This window comes from Paenibacillus sp. FSL H8-0332 (assembly GCF_037963835.1).
GTDB lineage: Bacteria > Bacillota > Bacilli > Paenibacillales > Paenibacillaceae > Paenibacillus_AQ > Paenibacillus_AQ rhizoplanae.
The window spans coordinates 6,767,271-6,782,985 of the sequence record NZ_CP150145.1 but is presented as its reverse complement, the minus strand read 5'-3'; the positions used below and the strand labels follow the sequence as shown (position 1 = coordinate 6,782,985).

Annotated in this window: 11 protein-coding genes and 1 riboswitch; of the genes, 6 read left to right on the top strand and 5 right to left on the bottom strand. The window is 52.4% G+C overall.

The genetic code is table 11. The features are described 5' to 3' along the window. The first annotated feature begins 256 nt into the window (after positions 1 to 256). On the top strand, positions 257 to 1,315 hold the full coding sequence (locus tag NST43_RS29490; protein WP_339220938.1) for an NAD(P)/FAD-dependent oxidoreductase: 1,059 nt from the start codon (positions 257 to 259) through the stop codon (positions 1,313 to 1,315). Positions 1,316 to 1,484: 169 nt separating this feature from the next. Here NST43_RS29490 and NST43_RS29485 read toward each other — a convergent pair whose 3' ends face one another. Next, complete coding sequence (locus NST43_RS29485; protein ID WP_339220936.1) at positions 1,485 to 3,065, bottom strand: AraC family transcriptional regulator; 1,581 nt, start codon at positions 3,063 to 3,065, stop codon at positions 1,485 to 1,487. A gap of 204 nt (positions 3,066 to 3,269) precedes the next feature. On the opposite strand from NST43_RS29485, the gene NST43_RS29480 reads away from it, so the two are divergent. The 3 genes from NST43_RS29480 to NST43_RS29470 all read left to right on the top strand — a co-directional run bounded on the left by NST43_RS29480 (position 3,270) and on the right by NST43_RS29470 (position 7,975). Next, positions 3,270 to 4,271 carry an ABC transporter substrate-binding protein gene (locus tag NST43_RS29480; RefSeq protein WP_339220935.1) on the top strand — a complete coding sequence of 334 codons (1,002 nt, stop codon included), beginning with the start codon at positions 3,270 to 3,272 and terminating at the stop codon, positions 4,269 to 4,271. Positions 4,272 to 4,479: 208 nt separating this feature from the next. Beyond that, complete coding sequence (locus NST43_RS29475) at positions 4,480 to 7,434, top strand: ABC transporter substrate binding protein (protein WP_339220934.1); 2,955 nt, start codon at positions 4,480 to 4,482, stop codon at positions 7,432 to 7,434. A gap of 193 nt (positions 7,435 to 7,627) precedes the next feature. Next, positions 7,628 to 7,975 (top strand): DUF6713 family protein, encoded by a 348-nt coding sequence (locus NST43_RS29470; RefSeq protein WP_339220932.1) that lies wholly within the window; start codon positions 7,628 to 7,630, stop codon positions 7,973 to 7,975. Between the two features lie 471 nt (positions 7,976 to 8,446). On the opposite strand, the gene NST43_RS29465 is transcribed toward NST43_RS29470, so the two are convergent. Both NST43_RS29465 and NST43_RS29460 read right to left on the bottom strand, forming a co-directional pair. After that, on the bottom strand, positions 8,447 to 9,838 hold the full coding sequence (locus tag NST43_RS29465; protein WP_339220931.1) for an aldehyde dehydrogenase: 1,392 nt from the start codon (positions 9,836 to 9,838) through the stop codon (positions 8,447 to 8,449). Between the two features lie 30 nt (positions 9,839 to 9,868). Further along, positions 9,869 to 10,573: a Crp/Fnr family transcriptional regulator gene (locus NST43_RS29460; RefSeq protein ID WP_209986515.1), complete on the bottom strand. Its 705-nt coding sequence runs from the start codon at positions 10,571 to 10,573 to the stop codon at positions 9,869 to 9,871. A 131-nt stretch (positions 10,574 to 10,704) separates the two neighbouring features. Here NST43_RS29460 and hcp point away from each other — a divergent pair, with 131 nt between their 5' ends. Next, positions 10,705 to 12,357: a hydroxylamine reductase gene (gene hcp / locus NST43_RS29455; RefSeq protein WP_209986511.1), complete on the top strand. Its 1,653-nt coding sequence runs from the start codon at positions 10,705 to 10,707 to the stop codon at positions 12,355 to 12,357. A gap of 89 nt (positions 12,358 to 12,446) precedes the next feature. Here the strand turns inward: hcp and NST43_RS29450 are convergent, their stop codons facing one another. Both NST43_RS29450 and NST43_RS29445 read right to left on the bottom strand, forming a co-directional pair. Further along, the gene (locus NST43_RS29450) at positions 12,447 to 13,421 is read right to left on the bottom strand and encodes an aldo/keto reductase (protein ID WP_339220929.1); all 975 of its coding nucleotides are present in this window, start codon (positions 13,419 to 13,421) and stop codon (positions 12,447 to 12,449) included. A 30-nt stretch (positions 13,422 to 13,451) separates the two neighbouring features. Continuing rightward, positions 13,452 to 15,101 (bottom strand): flagellar assembly protein A, encoded by a 1,650-nt coding sequence (locus tag NST43_RS29445; RefSeq protein WP_339220927.1) that lies wholly within the window; start codon positions 15,099 to 15,101, stop codon positions 13,452 to 13,454. A gap of 75 nt (positions 15,102 to 15,176) precedes the next feature. Next, positions 15,177 to 15,269, bottom strand: a riboswitch (cyclic di-GMP riboswitch). Between the two features lie 228 nt (positions 15,270 to 15,497). On the opposite strand from NST43_RS29445, the gene NST43_RS29440 reads away from it, so the two are divergent. Beyond that, positions 15,498 to 15,632, top strand: a complete 135-nt coding sequence (locus NST43_RS29440) for a hypothetical protein (RefSeq protein ID WP_339220926.1) — start codon at positions 15,498 to 15,500, stop codon at positions 15,630 to 15,632. Positions 15,633 to 15,715 lie beyond the last annotated feature (83 nt).

Sequence of the window (15,715 nt, the reverse complement as noted above, 5' to 3'; positions counted from 1 at the left end):
ACTCCGTCCGTTAAACTGCAAAACGTGGTGTTATTCTGGGAATAGGGTCTCTCAGGTCCGTTGGGAGCAAACTCGGCCGGGCAGTGTAGTTCCGTGGTTCGCTGACTTCCTGAATCCCGCATCATCTTTTAGTTTTCCAAATAATGTAATGTACTTTAAGACAGATGATTTGATAAAGGCATGCAGTTGTGTCCATTGTCAGCTATCGGCAATAAATATACACTACCAGCGAACTTATAGAAGCTGGAGGCAGACGATGGATAAACCAATGGAGCTTTATGATGTAACGATAATCGGTGGCGGTCCAGCCGGATTGTACACAACCTTTTATAGCGGCATGCGCGATCTGAAGACAAAGCTGATCGAGTCGCAGCCAGAACTGGGCGGGCGAATCCTGACCTATCCTGAAAAAATGATCTGGGATGTAGGGGGCGTAACTCCGATCCGCGGAGAGAAATTGATCGCCCAATTAGTGGAGCAAGCCAGAACCTTCGAGCCGACGATTGTACTGGGTCAGCAAATCTCAGGCTTTGAACGCCAGGAGGATGGCACGATTGTGCTGACGGCATCGAGTGGAGAGCGGCATCATACAAGAACCGTCATTTTGGCCATCGGTTATGGTGCCCGCAAGCAGGTCAAGCTGGAGATCGAAGGAGCAGACCGTTTCGAAGTAACGAACTTGTATTACACCGTTCAGGAGCTGGAGGGCTTCCGGGCTAAGCATGTGCTCATCTCGGGAGGCGGCGATTCGGCGGTGGATTGGGCGAATGAACTGGAGCCGATTGCAGCAAGCGTAACGATTGTACACCGCCGCAGCCAATTTGGCGGACATGAGCGGCATGTTTCGAATATGAGGAATTCATCAGTGAAAATATGTACGCCCTATACCATAGAAGCTCTGCATAGCAGCAATGGCACCAGCATTGAACAGGTCGCCATCGCTCATCTGGAAACGGGAGGACGTGAGTTGCTGGAAGTCGATGCGGTTATCGTTAATCACGGGATGAAATGCGATTTCGGGCCGGTGGAGGGTTGGGGGCTAGATCTCGGACCATGGCATGTAACCGTTGACGAGCATATGGCGACGAACCTCCCGGGCGTGTTCGCCGCAGGCGATTTCGTGACATATGGCTGCAAAGTGGAGCTGATCGCCGGGACGTTTACCGATGGCATTATGGCACTCAATAGCGCCAAGCAATATTTGGACCCTGAAGCCCCGATGATGGCCTATGTATCCTCGCATAATGAGAAGTTTAAAGAGAAGAATCGCGCATTAGGCGTAATTGAGGATGAAGAGAGCGGGCAGAAAGACTAATAGCGGAAGTAATAGTTATATTAGCTGAACTTAAGAATGCTGACCAGCTCACGGACGCAACCTTGTACATCAAGGATTGCGTTAGTGCAGCGAGATGGATTCTTAAGTTCATTTCATATTAAGGCATGATTGCTGAATCCCGGGCCAATATCACCGTATAGCTGCCTGATCAGCGTGCAAGCAGCAATTTCATTTGCGTGTCCAGTTGTTTATGCAGCGAGATGGGGTCGCTTACCCGGAATTTCTCCAATGGTGTGTGATAGACTTGGTTGTTCCTGACCGCCGGCAGTGATTTCCATCTTGCAGTCGCAGATAATTGCTTATACCGTCCGGGATCGACTATCGTCAAAAAGAGATGATCACCTACAAAAAGCGGGAGCTGCTCCTCAGTAATAATACGATACGCCTCTTTATTTATCATTTCCTGCTGAATAATGACTGGTGCGGAGAGCTCCAGACCGTCATACAAATTATAAGCGCCTCTGCACCAGAAATTGCCGAATACATAAATCGAATCCGAACGGATTTCAATAGAGGAGAACGTCTCATCCCTCGAGTAAATCGCAGCTAACCGCGCCCGGTGCCGCTGGGTTTTCCGGTTGTATTGCACAACCCACTGCTCGGCCTCCTGCTGCTTATTTAACGTTTCCCCAAGCATCCGAAGCAAGGACAGCGGGTTATGTTCGTTCCCTGACAATAATAATGTCGGAGCAATGGCCGACAGCTTGTCGTAATCATTTTGACAGGGAGCCAGAATGAGCTCGGGCTGAAGGTTTGCTATTTCATCAAGCTGCATCGGGATGCTGTTGACCTTGTGAATATCGTAGCTTAGCTCGCGCAGATGCAGGTTGTTCGTCAGGTTGTTGGCGGCAGCAATGGGGCGAATACCAAGCGCAAGCAAATGGCCGAGACAGCTCATTGCGCAAATGTTCACCTGCTTCTTGTGATGATTGCGAATGAATCGACCGGGGGATATTCCTACGGTTTGCCTGAAGCGCCGGTTAAAATAATACTCATCCCGATAGCCAACCGTATTCGCAATTTCCTGGAGGCGTCCGCCGCCCAGCAGCAGCTCCTTCGCATGATTGATCCGTAAAGCGGTCATATAGCCCGACACATTGGTGCCGGTCAACAGCTTGAACCAATGGGTAAAACGGCGGTTACTGATTTTAGCTTGCCGGGCAAGCTCCTCAACGGATACGTCCTGCTGGTAATTTTCCTTCAGCGAAGCAATGATTTCCAGCACAGCCTGCCGGGAATTTTCTGTTTTTTGGTGTGGTCCCAGATGTTGAAGCAGACTGCCCATGAGCTTCTGGAAGCTGTGATGTGCCGCCATTTGCTGCAGTGTGTCAGCTGTATACTGATGCTGGGCGATTTCCTGTAACTCCCGGACCAACACCTCGAAGTGCGGGACTGTGAATTCTCCGGCCTCTAGTAAGGCGGGCGGGTGACTTTGGTTCATATGCATGGAAAAGGTTAAAAACCACAGTGAGAGCGGGGATTGGCCTGAATTGCGGATCTCAATCGTACAATGGGGATTCAGCAGAAAGCAGGTTCCGTACATTATGGAGAACTCTTCATTGTCCCAAGTCAGGCATCCTTCTCCCTGTTGTGTGAAGATTAGCGTGTGTGTTGCAAGCTCCTGCTGTGGTACGACTATGGGGTCAGAGAAGTTGCCTTGCAGCAAGCCATGCAGTTGAAAGGACAGGGAGTTTACCGGGCTGACAGCATGCAGCATCTTCAAATTCAAAGCAAACAGCTCCTTTTGAGAATGATTATCAATTGAACTGATTCTATACCAAATGAACAATCATTACAAGGCATCCGCTTCCCCGCTGATCCATCCGATTGGTGCAAAAAAACAGCCGTTCTATCCATTGTGGTGCGGCTGAGCAGAGCGATATAATAATTGATATTGATAATCATTATCGATAATTCGAGAGGGATGTGCAGAATGAAAGCTATATTGAAGAAGACACCATGGTTATGGACAGGCCTTATGTTTATTGTAATGGCAATGATGATCAGCGCCTGCGGCAGCGGCAACAAGGCTAGTTCGGGCCGGGAAGCGGCAGTGCCAACTGCAACAGACCATGCAGAAGAAGCGGCACCTGCAATGAGAACCGTTACGGATTCAACGGGCAGACAAGTGGAGATTCCAAGCTCACCGGAGCGAGTCGTATATACAGATAATACGGTAGGCGATATTTTGTTACTGGGCATCCAGCCTGTAGGATTGGTTCAAGGCGGTCTGGAGAATGCTGTATATAAAGAGCAAATTAAAGATATCCCTGATGTAGGCTGGCCTATTAGTGCAGAGAAGCTGATCGGGATTCAGCCGGATGTGATTATCACCTCGGTTACGGATGGCGCACAAATTGAAGTGATGTCCAAAATTGCCCCGGTTCTCGTAACGAACGAGTGGGACCCCATGGCAGAGCGTATTAAACGGGTTGGTGAATGGTTCGGTCATGAAAAGGAAGCAGAAGCCTTTCTGAGCAAACATGAAGAGAAGGTAGCTGACATGTGGAAGGCGATGAAGGCGGATGGAACGATCCAAGCGGGCGAAACAGCCTCGGTATTTCAGCATATGTTAAAAGCTAACCGACTGAGCGTCTATACGACCAGCTATTTGGCAAGCTTTGTATATGATAAGAACGGCTTTAAACCGACAGAAGCGATTCAAAAGCTGATCGAAGATCCGAAAGGCTACGGTTACGTCGATATCTCTTCTGAAATCCTGCCGGAGCTGGCGGGTGACCGTATTTTTATCGTCTACATGGATGCAGAAGAAGGCGAAGCGGCCAAAAAAATGATTTCCGAGCCGATCTGGAGAGATCTCCCGGCTGTTAAGGCGGGCAAAGTGTATTTCATTGATGCAAGCCTGGGTGTATCAACTGATCCGCTTGTGAGAGAGAAGCTGGTTGAAGTGCTGCCGGAAATTTTGAAGCAGTAGCTGTGTGTACCATGCAAAATACCTGAATACTGAATTTATTAAATGGCCTAAGATCCTATAAGGAATGCTTAGGCTTTTTGTTGTTCCTAAAAACACAGTTACCCCCTATAATTGTATCCAAGCAGTCCTCGTTTGTAAGCCTCATGCCAGAAGTGTTCCTTCTACTTGCCAGAATCCGACTTTGAGATAGATGAACGGGAGTGTGCGAATGCGTGTAGATCAAATTCATCTCAGGTTGTTAAGAACCCTGCTCTTGCCTCTGTTTATCTTATGGTGTACAACAGGAGCTGCCCACGCCGCTGCCGAAGAGCTGCCCGCACAGAATGTGCTGGTGCTGCATTCCTATCAGAAGGGCTTTGCCTGGACCGATGACCAAAGTGCCGGAATAGAGGAACGTTTCAAGGGCACAGCTAATCCCCCCGTCATCTACACTGAATATATGGACTGGAAAAGGTACCCCACGCAGGGTAACCTCGGGAATTTCTACGAGACCATTCGCTTCAAGTATCAGAACATCCATATTAATACGATCATCACAACGGACGATGCGGCGCTGAGTTTCGCGATGAAGTACCGCCACGAGCTTTTGAATGATGCTCCGATCATTTTCAGCGGGATCAACGAATTGGGAGTGGCCGCTATCCCGAATCCCCACAACATTACAGGCGTTATCGAAAAAATAGATCCCACACCTACCATCCGAATGGCCATGGACATCAATCCTTCCTTGAAGAAGGTGTATATTGTCTATGATAATTCGGAGAGCGGGCTGTCAACCGGCCAGATGGTGATGGATCAGATCGACGCAATGAAGCTGGGACTTGAGCTGTTCCCCATGAACCGCTTGTCCATGGAACAGATCCAAGCAACGGCGTCGGCGCTGTCTCCGGACAGTATTGTGCTGATGACTACATATTTTAGCGACTCTACCGGACGAATTGTCGAGTTCGACAGATTTGCAGGTGAACTGGGCAAGAGCAGCAGTGTTCCGGTGTATCATATTTATGATTTTGGATTGAATCATGGCGCCTTCGGGGGCAGTCTGATCAGCGGTAGAATTCAGGGCCAGACGGCGGCCGATCTGGCGCAGCGTATCCTGCAGGGGGAGCAGGCGGGGAAGATCCCGGTCGTAACCGACAGCAATGTGCGCAAGGTGTTCGATTATAACGAGCTGCAGCGGTTCAAGATATCACCGGATAAGCTGCCGAAGGGCAGCGAAGTGATTAACGAGCCGTTCTCGTTCTATCAGACCTATAAGGTGCTGGTGCTGAGCATCGTGGCTGCTTTTGCGGTGCTGGTAGCCTTCATTCTGGTGTTGTTATTCTATGTGCAGCTGGTCAGAAGGATTAGAAGCAACCTGGAAAAAAGCAATGAACGCTTCAGCCTGGCAACCTACGGCTCGGATGCGGTAATCTGGGACGTTGATATGTCTACGATGATCTATTATTTCTCGGACAGCTGGTATGAGCTGCTCGGGTATGCCCGGGATGAGATTAATGAGAGCCGCGGCGGCTGGCGGGATATCCTCCATCCGGAGGATGCCGAGCAGGAGAACCGGCTGCGCATCCAGCATCTGGAGGGTCGTTCTTCTTACTACTACGCTGAATACCGGATGCGGAGCAAGGCAGGCGAATACAAGTGGTTTCAGGCGCGGGGCAAGGTACTGCGTAATGCGGGCGGCGGATATATCCGGTTTGCCGGGTCGATGGTGGATGTAACGGACCGCAAGGGTTATGAGAGCAAGCTGCAGACGAGCTATCAGGAACTGGAATCGACCTATGAGGAGCTGACTGCCCTGCAGGATGAGTTGCTGGAGCAGTACAACAAGGTGGTAGAGAATCAGACGCTGCTGCAGACCAGTGAGGAGAAATACCGGCTGCTGGCCTATAACGATGTACTCAGCGGTCTGCCGAACCGGCTGTCATTGTCCGAAGAACTACAAAGATTCATTAAGGAGCATTCCGGTGGCCATGCGGCGCTGTTCTTCCTGGATATCGATAACTTCAAGTACATTAATGATTCCATGGGCCATACCTTCGGGGATGAGCTGTTGGTACAGGTTGGTGAACGGCTGCTTAGCCGCTCTGACGGCCGCAGTAAGCATTTTCGCTTCGGCGGCGATGAATTTGTGATTCTGTTCAAGGATGTGGCTGAGGCGGGTGAGGTGATCCGTTATGCGGATTCCCTGGTACAGGGCTTCAAGGAACCGTTCCAGCTTCATGCGAGTGTGGTGCATATCTCGGCCAGTATCGGAATTGCCCAATACCCGGAGAACGGGAAGAATGCGGAGGAGCTCCTGAAGAATGCCGACATTGCCATGTATAAGGCGAAAGAAGCAGGCAAGGGCAGCTATATGATCTACGGGCAGGAGATGCAGCAGTATTTTGACGAACGGATGATTATTGAGAATCACTTAAGAAGCGCCATATCCAATAATGAGCTGTCGCTGCATTACCAGCCGCTGGTGGATACCGGCTCCGGTGAGATATGGGGCTTCGAGGCGCTGATCCGCTGGAACAACCCGGTGCTCGGCTTCGTCTCCCCCTTATCCTTCATCAAAATTGCCGAGGATTGCCGCCTGATCGTTCCCATAGGTGAGTGGGTGCTGCGCGCCGCCTGCCGGTTCACCAAGGATCTGCAGAATCAGGGCTATGAGGGCTATCATATCTCGGTTAATATCTCCGTCATTCAGCTGATGCAAGGCGACTTCACGGAGATGGTGCTGAGCGTGCTGGAGGATACCGGACTTGCGCCGGAATATCTGGAGCTGGAGATTACCGAGTCGATCTTCATGGAATCCTTCGAGGCGATCAGCTCTAAGCTGGAAGCGCTCAAGAAGAGGGGCATTGGCATTGCGCTGGATGACTTCGGAACGGGCTATTCCTCACTCAGCTATCTGAAGCAGCTCCCGATTACTACCCTGAAGATCGACAAGTCCTTCATCGACAGCATCGATACCCCGAACAATATGTCGCTGGCCAGCTCCATCGTCACCATCGGCCATGATATGGGACTGAACGTTACCGCTGAAGGGGTGGAGACCCTGGAACAGCTTGCCTTTCTGGAGCGGACCCGCTGTGACAAGATTCAGGGCTACTATATCAGCAAGCCTATTCCGGAGAAAGAGGTCGCGGGCTGGGTGGCGGGGCGAATTGCGGGTTGAGGGGTGAGGTTAAGCTGTGAACCGGATAAGTCCGGGTTTTCTCGCAGAGTAATACGGCAACATGGAGAAGAAGTGGGATTATGTAGTTCACATGGAACCCTTCCGTGTCTCGAAACGTAACTATCTATTTAGGATGTGATTAACTCCTGAGTATATCAATAAGTGAGGTGTAGGTTTGTCATCAATTCTACTAATGATTTTTTCGATTAATTTTGCTCTCCTGCTTGTGCACGAAATGGATGCAATCCGAGCCAAAGAATGGAGAATGTTTATCTTCCTGAGAGAGTTGACAGATGAACGTGCCTTCAAAGTATTTACAATTTTGCATCTGCCGCTATATGCCTTTTTACTGTTTTCCTTGATAAGTCAATATCTGTTATCTTTCATAATAATAGATATATTTTTAATTCTTCACTCGATCGCTCATTTTTTCTTTGAGAAGCATCCAAGTAATAATTTTAAGAACCTATTCTCTAGATTAATTATATATCCAATGGGCTTATTGGGTTTGTTGCATCTTGTTGGGTTACTGTATTGGTAGCAGCATCAGCCACCTATTGATTAGGTGGCTTTCTTTTTTTGAGGGAAGTTGTGCTCAGAACAAAGGGACCTCTGATTCTGCCGAGTGTGGTTGAAGGAGAGTGATGAGGAGCAATAGTGCACCTGAATTACCTGGACGCGGGCTAAATGAGCCAATGAGGAGCATTAGTGCACTTGAATTCCCTGGACGCGGGCTGAATGAGGAAATGAAGAGTATAATTGCACCTGAATTGACTGGACGCGGGCTAGATGAGCCAATGAGGAGCAATAGTGCACCTGAATTCCCCGGACGCGGACTAAATGAGCAAATCCAACGGCGCCGTCCTTTAAAAGGACGGCACAGCCGCCTCTAATTGGTTAAATACACGCTGCATCAGTGAAAGTGTTGTAATTGTTGCAACTTGAAGCCCGAGATGCCATGTGTTCATGCGGCAAATTCACGTGACAATGGCGCTATCCGTCTCACTCCGCGCTACTTCAGCAGCTTCCGCGCCAGCTTGACCTTGCTGCCGTAAGGCGGGTAGACAATCCCGAAATCGAGTCGGGTGCTTCGCTTAACAATGCTTTTGTGATGGGAGAAGAGGTCGAAGCTGTATTTGCCGTGGTAGCCGCCGATCCCGGAGTTCCCGACACCGCCGAACGGCAGCCGGGTGCTGGCTACATGGGAGATGGTATCGTTAATGCAGCCGCCGCCGAAGGATACCTGGCTCATCACCTGCTGCTCGACCTGCTTATCTCCGGTGAACAGATATAGGGCGAGCGGCTTGGGACGGGCATTGATGCTCTGAATGACCTCTTCAAGCTGGTTGTACTCCATAATCGGCAGCACCGGGCCGAAGATTTCATCCTCCATCGAAGCGTCACTCCAATCCGCCGGATAGATTAGGGACGGCTCGATATACAGCTCCTCCGGGATCACGGTCCCGCCGAGAATCAGCTTCTCACGGTCCCGCTCCAGCATAGCCCCGATCCGCCGCAGCTGGCGTTCATTCACGATCCGTCCGTAGTCTGTGTTATGCCTGATGTCGGTGCCATAGAAATCGGTGACGCAGCGCTTCATCCGCTCAATCAGCTCCGCTGCCACCTCGCTGTGGACCAGCAGATAATCAGGCGCAATACAGGTCTGCCCCACATTGATCAGCTTCCCCCAGACAATCCGCTTCGCGGCGGTCTCCAGGTCGGCGCTCCGGTCTACGATTACGGGGCTTTTGCCGCCCAGTTCAAGGGTGACGGGCACCAGGTTCTTCGCCGCCGCTTCCATGACAATTCTGCCTACAGGCACACTTCCGGTGAAAAAAATATAATCGAACGCGGCATGAATCAGCAGATTCGTCGTTTCCTTCTCGCCCTGTACTACCCTGATATAGGCGGGATCAAAGGTCTCTCGGATCATATCCTCGATGACAGCGGAGGTAGCCGGTGTACTCTCGGAGGGCTTCAGTACGGCGCAGTTCCCGGCGGCGATGGCGCCGATCAGCGGTTCAATCAGCAGCTGGAACGGGTAGTTGAACGGCCCGATAATTAGCACCGTCCCATAAGGCTCGGCGATAATTCTGCTCCTGGCCGGGAACAGATGCAGCGGGGAACCTACCCTGACCGGCTTCATCCAGCGCCTTAGATGTTTCATCATATAGCCGATGCTGTCCAGCGTGAATCCGATTTCTGTCGCATAAGCCTCGAACTCGCTTTTGTGCAGATCCTGGTTCAGTGCTGTAATAATCCGGGCTTCATTGCGTGAGATGGCCTCCTTCAGCTTCTGAAGCTGCTCCAGCCGGAAGCCGGGGGTTCTCGTGACTCCGCTGGCGAACCATTGTCTGTGCTCAGCCAGCAGCTGGTCGATCTGTTGTGCAGTGAACGGTGACATGCTTGTACCCTCCTTGGTCATTTGCGGTCTCTATAAGTTGCCTGCCGAAGAGGGCAGAGTCTGGATGTAATCCTGCATCCGGCTCCGGTTCAGCAGGGTGATTTCATTGCCCTTGAATTCGATCCAGCCCTGATCGCGCAGGAAGCCCAGCTCCCGCGACAAGGAAGGGCGGGCGGTATTCATATGCTCGGCCCATTCCTTCCGGCTGAACGGGAGCTTCAGGATATCGGATTCCTGCTGCTCTCCCTGCTCCAGCAGGAAGTCTACGATACGGCGGCGCAGCGGCCCGGCAGACAGGTTCTCAATCTTCCGGTTCACGAGCACCAGCCGTTCGGACAGATTCTCGATGAAGCGGGTGAGGATATCGGTGTCGGCCGCGAATAATCTCAGCAGCTCCTGCTTGCTGATGAACATTACCTTGCAGGGGCCTGTGGCTGTAACCGTAGCGGGCACGGTGTTATTCCTGCGGAACAATACGGCTTCCCCGATGGTCTGGCCTTCCTTCAGATGTGCGATGGTCACACTGCTGCCGGTGGGGTGTGTCTTCTGCACCTCGATGCGGCCGGAGAGCAGAATTCCAAGCCGTTCTGCCCGATCACCCTCTGCCAGAATAATCGCATTCTTATGGTAGGAGCTGACCGCGTAAGCCAATGTATGCAGCAGCTGTTCGATCTCATCTGCGGATTTTCCGCGAAATAGCAGGCAGGCTTGCAGCGAAGCAGGCTCCGGTCTCATACTTTTCCTCCCGATGTGTAGTGATTGGTAACATTCGTTACCGATTGATAGACGAAAGTCTACTACAATTATTGGTAACTGTAAAGGCGAGGCACAGAGCGATTCCATTAATGATAAGGAGTGATCAGGTAATGAGCGAAATGTTTTGTTTCCAGTGTCAGGAGGCAGCTAAGGGGACGGGTTGTACGATTCAGGGGGTGTGCGGCAAGACCAGTGAGGTAGCGAATCTGCAGGATCTGTTGGTGTATACACTTAAGGGTATTGCCATCTTCGCGCGCAGCGGGCGTGAGCTGGGGATTACTGATGCGGTGTCGGAGAAATTTATCATAGAGAGCTTGTTCGCTACGATTACCAATGCCAACTTTGTGCCGGAATACTTTACTGCGAAGATCCGGGAAGGGCTGGCCCTGCGGGATCTGTGGCGCAGCAGAGTGGCTGATGCCGGAGTGATGGCCTATTTGTCGGAGCATGACGCGGCGATCTGGAATGCAGTGACGGATGAAGAGCTGATGGACAAGGCGGCCACGGTGGGGGTGCTTGCTACGGAGCATGAGGATATCCGCTCCTTGCGCGAGCTGCTGACCTATGGCCTGAAGGGAATGGCTGCCTACATGGAGCATGCCGCGGTACTGGGCTTCTACGAAGCAGGAGCACATGCTTTTATGGAAAAAGGCTTGGCAGCTGCGCTGGATAACAATCTGAGCGGCGGTGAGCTGACGGCTCTGGTGCTGGAATGCGGCAAGTTCGGCGTGGATGTGATGGCGCTGCTGGACCGCGCTAACACCGCAGCCTACGGTAATCCGGAGATCACCAAAGTCAATATTGGAGTAGGCACGAACCCTGGTATTCTGATCAGCGGTCATGACCTCAAGGACATGGAGGCGCTGCTGAAGCAGACCGAGGGTACCGGAGTAGATGTGTATACGCACAGTGAGATGCTGCCGGCCCACTACTATCCGGCCTTCAAAAAGTATAGCCACTTCGTAGGCAACTACGGCAATGCATGGTGGAAGCAGAATGAGGAGTTTGCCAGCTTCAACGGTCCGATTCTGATGACCACGAACTGCATCGTGCCGCCGAAGGACAGCTACAAGGACCGGCTGTACACTACCGGCAATACCGGTTATCCGGGAATTCAGCATATCGCGGCAGGCGCGGACGGAGAGAAGAATTTCTCAGCTCTGATCGAGCAGGCTAAGAGCTGCAGCGCTCCAGTGGAGATTGAGACAGGCGAGATCATCGGCGGCTTCGCCCATGCGGCTGTAATGAATTTGGCGGATCAGGTGGTTGGAGCAGTAGAGAGCGGCGCCATCAAGCAATTCTTCGTCATGGCCGGCTGCGACGGACGGATGAAGAGCCGGAATTATTACACCGACTTCGCGGCAGAGCTGCCGAGTGACACGGTGATCCTGACCGCAGGCTGTGCCAAATACAAATATAACAAGCTGGCGCTTGGCGATATCGGCGGAATTCCCCGCGTGCTTGATGCCGGCCAGTGCAATGACTCCTATTCTCTTGTGGTTATAGCGCTTAAGCTGAAGGAAGTCTTCGGTCTTGCGGATATCAACGATCTTCCGATCTCCTATAACATTGCCTGGTATGAGCAAAAAGCGGTGATTGTACTGCTGGCGCTGCTGCATCTGGGCGTGAAGAACATTCACCTGGGCCCTACACTTCCGGCCTTCCTGTCGCCTAATGTAGCCAAGGTTCTGGTAGATACCTTCGGCATCGGCGGTATTACTACCGTACAGGAAGACATGGAACGGTTCATCGCTGCGGTATAATACAAATTCATCATTAGCCAAAATACACAAAAGCGAGTCTCCGTATACGGGGGCTCGCTTTGTTTGTATATGGATATGAACGTCAGCGCTTACGGCAGCCGGTAGACCGCAAACGGCTCGCCGGTGCGGAAGGCGGCGCTGGCCTGGTCGAGCTGCTCAAGTATCCCCGCATCCGGCGAAGCAGAGAGACTCTGCAGATTATGCTCTACCTGCTCTACTGTAGTCGCGCCGACAATCACCGTGGAGACGGCGGGCCGGTTCATCAGCCAGGCCAGGGATAGAGCCGCAGGTGAGGTGCCCTGCCCCTCCGCAATGGCCTGAACCTGCTCCCCGAGCGAGATGCGCTCCGGGGTAAGGAAGCGGCGGAAGTTCGGATCAGTCTCTGCTCTGGAGCCGGCAGGGGCGCGGCTGCTTCCGGCATATTTGCCGGTAAGGATGCCGCCCGCCAGAGGGAAGTACGGGATGATGCCCAGGCCCTGATCCAGGCAGAGCGGAAGCAGCTCGGCTTCGGGCGTGCGGTCAGCCAGCGAATAGCTGCACTGGATGGAGATGTATTTCGCCCAGTTACGGGCTTCACTGATCCCGAGCGCTTTCATCAGCTCCCAGGCGGCATAATTGGAGGCTCCGATATACCGCACCTTGCCTGCGGAGATCAGATCATCCAGCGTGCGCAGTGTTTCCTCCAGCGGTGTGTAGGGGTCGAAGGTGTGGATCTGATACAGATCCACATAGTCTGTCTTCAGGCGGCGCAGGCTGCCCTCCAGCTCCTGCATCAGATGATGGCGCGAAGAGCCGCTGCCGCCGGGTCCCTCATGCTTCGGCAATCCGGCTTTGGTCGCCAGCACTGCGCTCTGGCGTCTGCCTTCAAGCGCAAGGCCGATGATCCGCTCCGATTCAGAGCCGGCATAGATATTGGCGGTATCGATGAAATTGATGCCCTGATCCATAGCGGTGTGCAGAATGCGGACCGAGGTCTCCTGATCTGCGCGTTTGCCGAATGAATTGGTTCCAAGACCCAGAGCAGATACCTGCAGGCCGCTATTGCCCAGACGGTTATATCGCACGCTCTCACTTCTCCTTATATAGTAGTAGTCTTAGCAGGAATCACGCACAAGCAGCTTGCCGCCAGACTCCAGGCGGCTCTCCTGCGACCGGGCAAGATTAATCACCGCATGCTCCTCCTGGAGCAGCTCAATCTCCTCGCCCAGCTTGAGGAGCAGCCTGGAGAAGCGGCTTAGGACACTGTCTGTGATGTACCCGGTGAATTGTCCCGGATGGGCGAATACCTCAAGCATCTGCCAGAGCTGGTCCGTGCCGGAGCCGAACGCCCCGTTCATACGGCTCAGCGCAGCCTGGAGATCGCGGATCAGGCTTTCGAGGTGGCTGTATTTACCCTCCAGCAGCAGCATGACCACCAGGCCGTATTTCACGGATTGCTGGCGGGATTCCACGTTCTTGGCCAGCTGGCGCGCTGCCTCACGCAGTCCGTCCGCCTCAGTCCGCAGCAGGCTTGCGAGGCTGTGCAGACGATGCTGCTGTACCCCCGCGTGTCCGGCGTACAGGCCGCTGCCGGTGACCTGGCCGCTAACATAAATACTGCCGGTAGCTATAATTGTGGATTGGCGTATATCTCCATAGACGTACACATTACCCAGGGCTTCGATACGTACAGGTCCTTCCAGATCTCCCGGTACAATGACGTCGCCTGCAAACATAACATCGCCCGCAGTATCCGCCGTCTCCCTGGTCAGCAGACGGACCGGAGGGAAATCACATATCCGGACGCTGCCGTTTCCTCCGCAGATGCGGGGTCTGCCGGTATGCCGGGCCACGATATTACCACAGGGGAGGAGCTTGGCATGGTTACCGGCAGCGAAGTAGATATCCTGCGGCGGGGGAGGGGGCAGGACTCTGCCGTCTGTGTCGAAGCCGGGAATGCCCTCTTCCGGCGGCAGTTTGCGGGCGAAGACTTCGCCTGCGAAGGTAAAGGGGGCTCCCGGGAAACGGAGATACTCCAAGGGTTCCGCAGGCTTCTGATCCGGGGCTCCCTGTCCCTGAAACATCCGGTTCCCCTCTAGTGTATGCTCAGGCAGCAGGAATTCCAGCCGTGCTTCCTTGCCGGGCAGCGGGGCTCTTCCTTCAGCGATGCATACGGGAAGATATGTAGGGTTCTCCAGCTCCGCGTACAGGGCGGGAATGTTCAGGTTGCGCAGAATAAAACGGTTGTCCAGTGAGGCGATAATCTGTTCTATAGTGAGCGTGGACAGCAGCATCGCCGGGTTGGGCTGGGCACGGACGACCGCCTCGAAAGCAGCGGGACAGTTGACCAGATTCCAGGCGTACTTCTCTGCACGGTATAGAGTGAAGTGGACCTTGAGCTTGTCAGGCGATACGGTAATTTCGTATTGCGGCTTCTCGCAGATCTCCCAGGTGATATAATCCGCCTTCGTCACCTCGGTTGGTTCTGTAACGGTCTTCCAGTTGATCTTCAGGACAACAGGGTGGATCGCAGAAATCCGGGCGGGAGCGCCTCCGGGCAGCGGAGGCGTAATGAATATCTGGTTGTCCTGCACGAGGATAATTCCATTCTTATCTCCATGTGTCCCGTCAGAAGCTCGGCCCTCCACAGAGAATGAATCCAGGAGCCCTTTACGTTCGAGCATCAGGGACTCTACGAATTCATATCGGCTTGGTTCGATATAATGCTGCGGCATGGTTGTAACCTCACTTTTTCGTATGATCAATGGCAATTCGTACAGAAAAAGAACATCATCAAGCCCGGGAGGACTTCCCGTGAACAGCCGGCTTAAGTGGTCTCTATTGGCAGCCTGGCGACCTTAAACGCGGGATTTGGCGTTCTTAGGCCCATGGCTTTGCGTCCTGCCCTTTCGGGAAGTTTGCCTTTAGAAATAGATCAATGATATACATCCTGTAGAGGTGGTTATTTGTAGTCGACTGTAATCGACAAAAAGAGTCATAAATAGTTCTTGCGTGGCATTAACTTCTGCAAACAAGCTTAATTCTAGTACTTAAAGAGCTATTTTTCAACTATATTATGCCTATTTATCAAAAAACTCGAAATATGCAGCTCTATTTCGACAAAAAAACTGGTTTCCCAGCGCTTACATCTTATGGAAGCCATGAGAACAAGAAAAGGGGGAACTGTCCTCTGCGCCCGGCAGGTGGAAAAAGAAAAAAGCAGCGGACGGCCAAATGTTCACGGCAGCGACGACCAAGCTTTGTGTTTTTGTGTAATGTATATGTTAGATATGTAAATAAACACAAACATTCAGTATATTATTTCGTAATAAAACCGAAGACATCCCAAATTCATTGTAATATAATCTAACTCATACCA

Bases quoted from the DNA above. Each gene is read 5' to 3' on its own strand.
- NST43_RS29465 (WP_339220931.1), bottom strand. From the start codon at position 9,838: ATGTCACCGTTCACTGCACAACAGATCGACCAGCTGCTGGCTGAGCAC.
- NST43_RS29480 (WP_339220935.1), top strand. From the start codon at position 3,270: ATGAAAGCTATATTGAAGAAGACACCATGGTTATGGACAGGCCTTATG.
- NST43_RS29440 (WP_339220926.1), top strand. From the start codon at position 15,498: ATGAGAACAAGAAAAGGGGGAACTGTCCTCTGCGCCCGGCAGGTGGAA.
- NST43_RS29470 (WP_339220932.1), top strand. From the start codon at position 7,628: ATGATTTTTTCGATTAATTTTGCTCTCCTGCTTGTGCACGAAATGGAT.
- NST43_RS29460 (WP_209986515.1), bottom strand. From the start codon at position 10,573: ATGAGACCGGAGCCTGCTTCGCTGCAAGCCTGCCTGCTATTTCGCGGA.
- hcp (WP_209986511.1), top strand. From the start codon at position 10,705: ATGAGCGAAATGTTTTGTTTCCAGTGTCAGGAGGCAGCTAAGGGGACG.
- NST43_RS29490 (WP_339220938.1), top strand. From the start codon at position 257: ATGGATAAACCAATGGAGCTTTATGATGTAACGATAATCGGTGGCGGT.
- NST43_RS29475 (WP_339220934.1), top strand. From the start codon at position 4,480: ATGCGTGTAGATCAAATTCATCTCAGGTTGTTAAGAACCCTGCTCTTG.